Here is an 8142-nt window from a genome sequence, read left to right as displayed (position 1 = left end):
GACAACGCGAACCCAAACCGCCACCGTCTTTATTGCGCGGCTCCGCCGCGCGCCGTGGGGGCTCCGCCACCCACACCCCCTTTCCCTCGGCATCGCAGCGAGCCGACGAAGAGAAGCCCGGCGCGGCGCAACCGCACCGACCGGAAAGCCCCTCGCTACCTGGCCGGAACCCGGTGCACCGCTCGATTGGCCGGATACCCTCTCGCCATGGCAGCGCGTGACCTACAAGAGCGGATCAAGAAGCTCATCATCGACCGCCGGCTGGCCTCCGGGGCCCCGCTGCCGACCGAGCCCGAGCTGATGGAGTTCCTCGGCGCGAGCCGGAACTCGGTGCGTGAGGCGCTGAAGGCACTCCAGGCGATGGGGATCGTCGAGATCCGGCACGGGTTCGGGACCTACGTCGGCCCGATGTCGCTCGCGCCGATGATCGAGGGCCTCGCCTTCCGCACGGTCGCCGGGCACTACCGGGGCGAGGACACCCTGCTCCAGCTGCTCGAACTGCGGGAGGCGGTGGAGACGGGGCTCGTCTCGCGGCTCGCGGGGCGGATACCGGACGCGGACCTCGTTGAACTGGACGCGCTCGTGGACCGTATGGATGAGGAGGCCGCGCGTGGAGCCGGACTCGCCGAGACCGACCGGGCCTTCCACGCCACCCTCTACCGGGGGCTGGACAACGTGCTGCTGTGCGAGGTCCTGGAGGCGTTCTGGGACGCCTTCCACCGGGTCCGCACGGACCTCGGGGGCGAGCCGCAGGACCCGAAGGTCACCTGCCGGCAGCACCGGGAGATCCTCGACGCGGTCCGGTCCGGTGACTCGATGCGGGCGGAGGAGGCCATAAGAGAGCACTTCGGCAACATCCGCGCCCGTCTGTCCACAACGGCTCCACAGAGCCCCCACACGCGTCACAATGAACGCGTATGACCGGTAAACACCGCGTTTCGCATCTTGCGATCATGATGAACGCCGTAGAACCCTGGTTATCTGGTTTTTCAAGATGCTGTGGATTCACGGCAGTTGGGGGGCAGGAGAACCGGTTGCCGACTGGACGGGAGTAGGGGCCCCGTTCACGGAGCGATGCCGAGGGGGGCATCATGCAACCGGAAGGTCGCGTTGCCGTGTCTATAGGGTGTGGATGACGTGGTGACAGCGATCCACCACTGGTACGTCTGTGAAGGTCGAGGGGGACCTTCATGGACGGAAGGAAAGCGACGAAACACGCGGAGTCCGCGTGTGGGGGGATGACTCATGACGTCGAGGCCCACGGGTGCCCGGCAGGACCACGACCCGTCCCAGACCACTCAGCTCAGGGTGCCGGGGCACCGGATGAGCACGACGGGGACATTCCGGCGGATCAAGAAGAATCTGCCGAGATACGACTACGAGCACTACAGCCGGCTCGCGGGCCCCCTCACCCAGCCCGATCCGAACAAGCCGTACAAGGTGCAGTACCGCTCGCTCATCTCGCAGGAGCCGCACCGCATCAGGGTCGCCCTGATGCTGGCCGCGGCCCCGGTACTGTCCCTGGTCCTGCTGTTCTGGCTGCTCCAGCCCGAGCACTGGACCGAGCGCGACTACCCGGCCTTCGACTGGCTGCCCGCGCTCGACATAGTCATGCTCGTCTCGATCGGCCTGATCGAGTTCTTCCGCTGCATGAACGTGCTGTCGAACGCGCACGCCACGCTGGTCGCCCGCGACCCGATCCCGGTGGTGCCCGAGACCGGCACCCGCGTGGCCTTCCTCACCTCCTTCGTGCCCGGCAAGGAACCGCTGGACATGGTGACGAAGACCCTCGAAGCCGCCGTGAAGATCCGCCACCGGGGCCTGATGCACGTCTGGCTGCTCGACGAGGGCGACGACCCCGATGTGAAGGCCGTCTGCCAGCGCCTCGGTGTGCACCACTTCTCCCGCAAGGGCGTCGCGAAGTGGAACCAGGCCAAGGGCCCGCACCGCGCCAAGACCAAGCACGGCAACTACAACGCCTGGCTCGAGGCGCACGGCGACGACTACGACTTCTTCGCCTCGGTCGACACCGACCACGTGCCGCTGCCCAACTACCTGGAGCGGATGCTCGGCTTCTTCCGCGACCCGGACGTCGGCTTCGTCATCGGCCCGCAGGTCTACGGCAACTACGACAACGCCATCACCAAGGCCGCGGAGTCGCAGCAGTTCCTCTTCCACGCGCTGATCCAGCGCGCGGGCAACCGCTACGGCTCCCCGATGTTCGTCGGCACGTCCAACGCGGTGCGCATCAAGGCGCTCAAGCAGATCGGCGGTCTGTACGACTCGATCACCGAGGACATGGCGACCGGCTTCGAGATGCACCGCCACAAGAACCCGGCGACGGGGAAGAAGTGGCGCTCGGTGTACACGCCGGACGTGCTCGCGGTCGGTGAGGGCCCCAGCGCCTGGACGGACTTCTTCACCCAGCAGATGCGCTGGTCGCGAGGGACGTACGAGACGATCATCGGGCAGTACTGGAAGGGCTGGTACTCGCTGCCGCCGAGCAAGCTCTTCAACTACACGATGATGATCATCTTCTACCCGATGTCGGCCCTGAACTGGATCCTGGCGGCGCTGAGCTGCTGCCTGTTCCTGGGCCTGGGCGCCTCGGGTGTGAACATCGACCCGGCGGTCTGGCTGATGCTCTACGGCAACGCCTCCGCCCTGCAGATCGGCCTGTACGTCTGGAACCGCCGGCACAACGTCTCGCCGCACGAGCCGGAGGGCTCCGGCGGTGTGGCCGGCATGGTGATGTCCGCGCTGTCGGCGCCGCTGTACGCGAAGGCGCTCATCGACTCCGTGCTGCGGCGCAAGAGCAAGTTCGTCGTCACGCCCAAGGGCGACTCCGCGAGCCCCGACCGGTGGTTCGGGACGTTCCGCTACCACTGGTACTTCGTCGCGATCTTCGGTGGGTCGATCGCCGCCGGCTTCGTCTTCGGCCACGCCCACCCCGCGATGATCATCTGGGCGACGTTCGCGCTGCTGATCACCGCCTCGCCGGTCTTCGCCTGGCGCTGGCAGCTGAAGCAGGACGCGAAGAAGCCCGCCGAACCCGCCGTGGAGCAGCCGCAGGACTCCGCGGGGCCGCACCGGACGCAGCCGCTGCCGATTCCGCAGCAGCCCGCCGCCCACGCCCCGCACCACAAGCCCAGTTGGGCCGCCGGTCCCGGCGGCGACGGGGAGGTCGGGGGATCCGACCAGACCATGCAGATCGCCCTTGGTGGACTTGGGGGACGTAAGGAATGAACGACCGTGCAGGCCGCCGCCGAGCTCGTCGACTCGCGATCGGCACGGCGGTGGTACTCGCGCTGGCCGGGATGAACGGGCCGTGGCTCTACCGCTTCGGAACCGAGAAATACCACCAGTACACAATCAACAAGCCGGAGTACAAAGCCGCGAACGGCAAATGGGAGATCGTCGATTTCCCCGAGAAATACCGGCAGAACACCATCCACGCGGCGCTGCTGCGCACCGGCAAGGTGCTGCTCGTCGCGGGGTCGGGAAACAACCAGGACAACTTCGACGCGAAGAAGTTCGACACCCGGATCTGGGACCCGGTCAAGGGCACCATCAAAAAGGTCCCCACACCCGCCGACCTGTTCTGCACCGGCCACACCCAGCTCGCCAACGGCAATCTGCTGATCGCGGGCGGCACCAAGCGGTACGAGAAGCTCCAGGGTGACGTCACCAAGGCCGGCGGCCTGATGATCGTCCACAACGAGAACCCGGACGAGCCGATCACCCTGCCCGCGGGCACCAGGTTCACGGGCAAGGCGAACGGCAAGACCTTCGTCTCGAAGGACCCGGTGCTCGTGCCGCGCGCGAAGAAGGTGTTCGACAAGGCGACCGGCAAGTTCCTGCGCAACGACCCGGGCCTCGGCCGTATCTACGTCGAGGCGCAGAAGCGCGGGCAGAAGTACGAGACGGGCACGCAGGACAACTACAAGGTCCACGGCCTGAGCGGCGCCGACGCCAAGAACACCTACGGCATCGCCCAGAAGCTCGCCCTCGACAAGAAGGACTTCCAGGGCATCCGGGACGCCTTCGAGTTCGACCCGGTCGCCGAGAAGTACATCAAGGTCGACCCGATGAAGGAGGCCCGCTGGTACCCGACGCTCACCACCCTGAGCGACGGAAAGATCCTCAGCGTCTCCGGCCTCGACGACATCGGGCAGCTCGTCCCGGGCAAGAACGAGGTCTTCGACCCGAAGACCAAGAAGTGGACCTACACGGACACGGTCCGGCAGTTCCCGACCTACCCGGCGCTGTTCCTCATGCAGAACGGCAAGGTCTTCTACTCGGGTTCCAACGCGGGCTACGGACCGGACAACGTGGGCCGTGAACCGGGCGTCTGGGACGTGGACACCAACAAGTTCGCGAAGATCCCCGGGCTCAGCGACCCCAAGCTCCTGGAGACGTCCGGCACGGTGCTGCTGCCGCCCGCGCAGGACGAGAGGTACATGGTGGTCGGCGGCGGTGGCGTCGGCGAGTCCGAGGAGTCCAGCGAGAAGACCCGGATCGTCGACCTGAAGAAGGCGGACCCGCGCTTCGAGGACGGCCCGTCCCTGGAGAAGGGCACCCGCTACCCGAGCGCCTCGATCCTGCCCGACGACAATGTGCTGATCTCCGGCGGCTCGGAGGACTACCGGGGTCGCGGCGACTCCAACATCTTCCAGGCGCACCTCTACGACACGGAGAAGAACGACCTCAAGCGGGTCGCCGACCCGCTGGTGGGCCGCAACTACCACTCCGGGTCGATCCTGCTGCCCGACGGCCGCCTGATGTTCTTCGGCTCGGACTCGCTGTACGGCGACAAGGCCAACACCAAGCCGGGCAAGTTCGAGCAGCGCATCGAGATCTACACGCCGCCGTACCTCTACGGCGACGGGGAGCGGCCCTCGCTGTCCGGCGGGCCGCAGACCATCGAGCGCGGCGGGACGGGGACGTTCACCTCGTCGAGCGCGTCCTCGGTCAAGAAGGTCCGGCTGATCCGGCCGAGCGCTGCCACCCATGTCACGGACGTCGACCAGCGGTCGATCGCCCTGGACTTCAAGGCGGCCGGCGACAAGCTGACCGTGACCGTGCCGGAGAACCGGAACCTGGTCCAGGCGGGCTGGTACATGCTGTTCGTGACGGACGACAAGGGGACGCCGAGCAAGGCCCAGTGGGTCAAGGTGCCGTAGTTCTCCATGCTCCTCATGGCCGAAAGGGGCGCTCTCCCGTGCGGAGAGCGCCCCTTTTGTCTGTCCGGGCCGGCTAGGAGCTGGCCTTGGTCAGCTTCAGCGCGTAGTCCGACCACCACTGGCCCGCCTTCGGGCCGCCCTTGCACTCGCCGTCCGACTCGCCGGGGCGCTTGACCCACAGGTAGGCGTCGACCAGCGGGTCGGCCGTCTTGGTCGTGGGCGTCTCGCCCAGCGCGCGGCCCGGCGGGTTGCACCAGCGCTCGTCCGGGTTGCCCTGGGTGTAGGGGCCCTTGCCGTTGCGGCTGGTGTCGATGACGAAGTGCTTGCCACCGACCTTGGCGGAGAGCTGCTTGCCGTAGGCGATGGACTTGTCGGTGGCGTAGAAGTTGGAGACGTTGACGGAGAAGCCGTCGGCCTGTTCGATGCCGGCCCGGTTCAGGGGCTCGAAGATCTGGTCGGGGTGCCCCCAGCCGGCGTTGCCCGCGTCCAGGTACACCTTCGTGTTCTTCAGCGACTTCAGCTTGGCGACGGCCCCCTTGAGGAGGTCGTAGCGCTCCTCGTGGAACTGCTCCGGTGTGCAGCCGTCGACGAGGTGCAGCAGGGCGTCCGGTTCGAGTATGACCGTGGCCGACCGGTCGCCGATGCCCGCCGCCACGCCGTCGAGCCAGTCGCGGTAGGCGTTGCCGTCGGCGGCGCCGCCCTGTGAGTACTGGCCGCAGTCGCGGTGCGGGATGTTGTAGAGCACGAGCAGGGCCGTACGGCCGGCCTTGTCGGCGGCCTCGGTGAAGCCCTGGGTCTGCTCCTTCGGGTTGTCCGGGCCGACCCACTCGGCGACCGGCTGCTCGGCGATCTTGCGGATCTGCTCGGCCTCCTGCTTCTTGCCGGACTTCACCAGGGCGGCGACCTGCTGTGCCGCGGTGCCGTCCGGGTTGACCCAGAAGGGGGCCTTTTCCTTGGGCTGTTGGGTGATCCCGGCGCCGGCGTCCGCGCCGCCGTCCGATTCGTCTCCTCCGTCGGAGGAGGAGCACCCCGTGATCAGCAGTGCCGCCCCCAGCACCACTGCGGACATCCGCCTCCCGGCGGTCGTCCCGGCCCCCCTGCTGCCGTACATCCAACTCCCCCTTGGGTGCACCGTTCCAAGTCTCAATCCTGACATACGTCCCGCGACCCCCACGAGGCCGAACCCCACCTGGGTGGATGACGCAGAGCCACCGTATCGGGACTTGACGTATTCAACCTCTAGGCCGGGGCGGCCCTTTGGTTCTACAGTCTTCACAGCACAACCCGGCCTCCGGCCAGAGTTTCACCCACCGTGGCTCCCGTGGCCTCCCGCGCAGTTCGCCGGGTTACTCCCGCAGCCCGTGCGCGCGTGGTCGAGGACCGGCCCGGTCGTCGACTCCAGGGGGAGCGGGTCGTCGGCCGGGTCAGGTGGCGTTTCACTACAGTCCCGTACCGGTGAGGTACGCCGACACCACCACGTTCGCCGTATAGCCGCCGGTCGTACGGTCGAAGCTGCCGCCGCAGGTGACCAGCCGCAGTTCGGCCCGGCCCGACCGGCGGGGACCGTAGGCCTGGTGGGCGTCGAAGCGGTCGCGGGTGAGGACCTGGACGGACTCGACGGTGAACTCCGCGACCTTGGCGTCGGCCCGGATCACCCGGATCGCCTGACCCGGCCGCAGGGCACTGACCTTGAAGAAGACGGCCGGACGGGTCTCGCTGTCGACATGACCGACCAGCAGCGCGGTCCCCGGCGCCCCGGGCGCGACCCCGCCCGCGTACCAGCCGACCACGCCCGGCTGGTCGTACGGCGGCGGATCGAGCGCCCCGCGCCGGTCCAGGCCGCGCGCCACCACCGGGGCCTGGACGCCGATGCCGGGGATGTCGACGCGCTGCGGCAGCGCGTCGCCCAGCGGCCGGTGCGCGGGGGGCAGTTTCACGTCCGGGGGGCGTCCGGCCGCGGCCATGTCGCCCGTGGTGGGCGCGGAGATGCCGTGCCGTACGTCGGTCACCTCGCGGCCCCAGAGCCACAGCCCGAGGAGCAGCACCACCCAGGCCACGCCGGCGAGCAGGCGGCCGGTGCCCGAGGGGCGTGGGCGCACCCGGTCCAGGTCGAGTTCGGACACGGCCGGTCAGTCCGTTCCGCGCTTCCGGCGGACACTGCCCAGCGCGACGGCCACCGCGGCCACCCCCGCGAGGACCAGGCCGGTCACGGTCTGCACGGTGCCGGGCCCGGCACCGCGGTCCTCGGCGGCGACGAGGTGGGCGGCGCCGCCACCGCCCGCTTCGACGGGGGCGATGGGCGAGGCGTGCGCGCCCGGCCGCAGGGAGGCGGACGACTGCCCTTCGTCTGCGGGGACGAGCTTGGACCCGGACTCCGACTCGGGCTCCGTCTCCGGCTGGGTCTGTGGCTCGGTCTGTGGCGATGGACCGCCGCCCTCGGGCAGGGGCTGCCGTCCGCCCGTCCCCGGCGCGGGTGGCTGCCCGGCGGCTCCGGTCGCGCCCCCGGTCTCGCCCCTGGACGCGGGCGGGCCCACACTTTCCCTCTCCCGGACGGTGAACGTGCGGGTCCGTTCGGCGCCCCCGCAGGTGATCCTCACGGGGTACGTGCCCGCCTTGAGCGTGGAGGGGACGCGGCTCTCGCCGATGAGTTCGCCGTCGGTGACGGTGAGCGGGACGTCCGCGACGAACGCCCCCGAGGCGGCGACGGCCGTCCTCGCCGCGCAGCCCGTCACGCGGAGCACGACGTCACTGCCGGGTGCGGGGGTCGCCGGGGTCACCGAGAAACCCCCCGCGTCCGCCGCGAACGCCGCCGGGGTGAGGGCCGCCGCGACCAGGACGCTCGTGCAGAGAGTGACTCTCAGGGAACCCATCGTGAACCTCCAGATGCCTGGAGCCTCCCCCGCACGGTGGGTCACCGCATCCTCAGGGGCGCGGCGACTGCTCCGAACGGGTGGCGACG

General features: G+C 69.0%; 6 protein-coding genes. 3 read left to right on the top strand and 3 right to left on the bottom strand.

Going from position 1 to position 8142, the window contains the following annotated elements; all coding sequences use genetic code 11:
- Nucleotides 1–207 precede the first annotated feature (207 nt).
- From ACFT4A_RS39995 to ACFT4A_RS39985, 3 genes are all read left to right on the top strand, one after another.
- On the top strand, nt 208–921 hold the full coding sequence (locus ACFT4A_RS39995) for a FadR/GntR family transcriptional regulator (RefSeq protein ID WP_382840885.1): 714 nt from the start codon (nt 208–210) through the stop codon (nt 919–921).
- A gap of 324 nt (nt 922–1245) precedes the next feature.
- Nucleotides 1246–3246 carry a glycosyltransferase family 2 protein gene (locus tag ACFT4A_RS39990; protein WP_382840883.1) on the top strand — a complete coding sequence of 667 codons (2001 nt, stop codon included), beginning with the start codon at nt 1246–1248 and terminating at the stop codon, nt 3244–3246.
- On the top strand, nt 3243–5183 hold the full coding sequence (locus ACFT4A_RS39985) for a kelch motif-containing protein (protein ID WP_382840881.1): 1941 nt from the start codon (nt 3243–3245) through the stop codon (nt 5181–5183). Before ACFT4A_RS39990 ends, ACFT4A_RS39985 begins: the two co-directional genes overlap by 4 nt.
- A 73-nt stretch (nt 5184–5256) precedes the next feature.
- On the opposite strand, the gene ACFT4A_RS39980 is transcribed toward ACFT4A_RS39985, so the two are convergent.
- The 3 genes from ACFT4A_RS39980 to ACFT4A_RS39970 all read right to left on the bottom strand — a co-directional run bounded on the left by ACFT4A_RS39980 (nt 5257) and on the right by ACFT4A_RS39970 (nt 8053).
- Nucleotides 5257–6294 (bottom strand): glycoside hydrolase family 6 protein, encoded by a 1038-nt coding sequence (locus ACFT4A_RS39980; RefSeq protein ID WP_382840879.1) that lies wholly within the window; start codon nt 6292–6294, stop codon nt 5257–5259.
- Between the two features lie 328 nt (nt 6295–6622).
- A complete protein-coding gene (locus tag ACFT4A_RS39975) occupies nt 6623–7306 on the bottom strand; it encodes a class F sortase (RefSeq protein ID WP_382840877.1) in 684 nt (227 codons plus the stop codon).
- Between the two features lie 6 nt (nt 7307–7312).
- Entirely contained in the window at nt 7313–8053 is a 741-nt protein-coding gene (locus tag ACFT4A_RS39970) for a hypothetical protein (protein ID WP_382840875.1), read from the bottom strand.
- Nucleotides 8054–8142 lie beyond the last annotated feature (89 nt).

The organism is Streptomyces sp. NPDC057099, assembly GCF_042671245.1.
Classification (GTDB): Bacteria; Actinomycetota; Actinomycetes; order Streptomycetales; family Streptomycetaceae; genus Streptomyces; species Streptomyces purpurascens.
Note: the sequence above shows the minus strand (reverse complement) of the source record. Positions and strands in the feature narration are given on the sequence as shown.

Excerpts from the sequence above, each read along its gene's own strand:
- ACFT4A_RS39985 (WP_382840881.1), top strand. The coding sequence starts at position 3,243 with ATGAACGACCGTGCAGGCCGCCGCCGAGCTCGTCGACTCGCGATCGGC.
- ACFT4A_RS39980 (WP_382840879.1), bottom strand. The coding sequence starts at position 6,294 with ATGTACGGCAGCAGGGGGGCCGGGACGACCGCCGGGAGGCGGATGTCC.
- ACFT4A_RS39990 (WP_382840883.1), top strand. The coding sequence starts at position 1,246 with ATGACGTCGAGGCCCACGGGTGCCCGGCAGGACCACGACCCGTCCCAG.
- ACFT4A_RS39995 (WP_382840885.1), top strand. The coding sequence starts at position 208 with ATGGCAGCGCGTGACCTACAAGAGCGGATCAAGAAGCTCATCATCGAC.
- ACFT4A_RS39970 (WP_382840875.1), bottom strand. The coding sequence starts at position 8,053 with ATGGGTTCCCTGAGAGTCACTCTCTGCACGAGCGTCCTGGTCGCGGCG.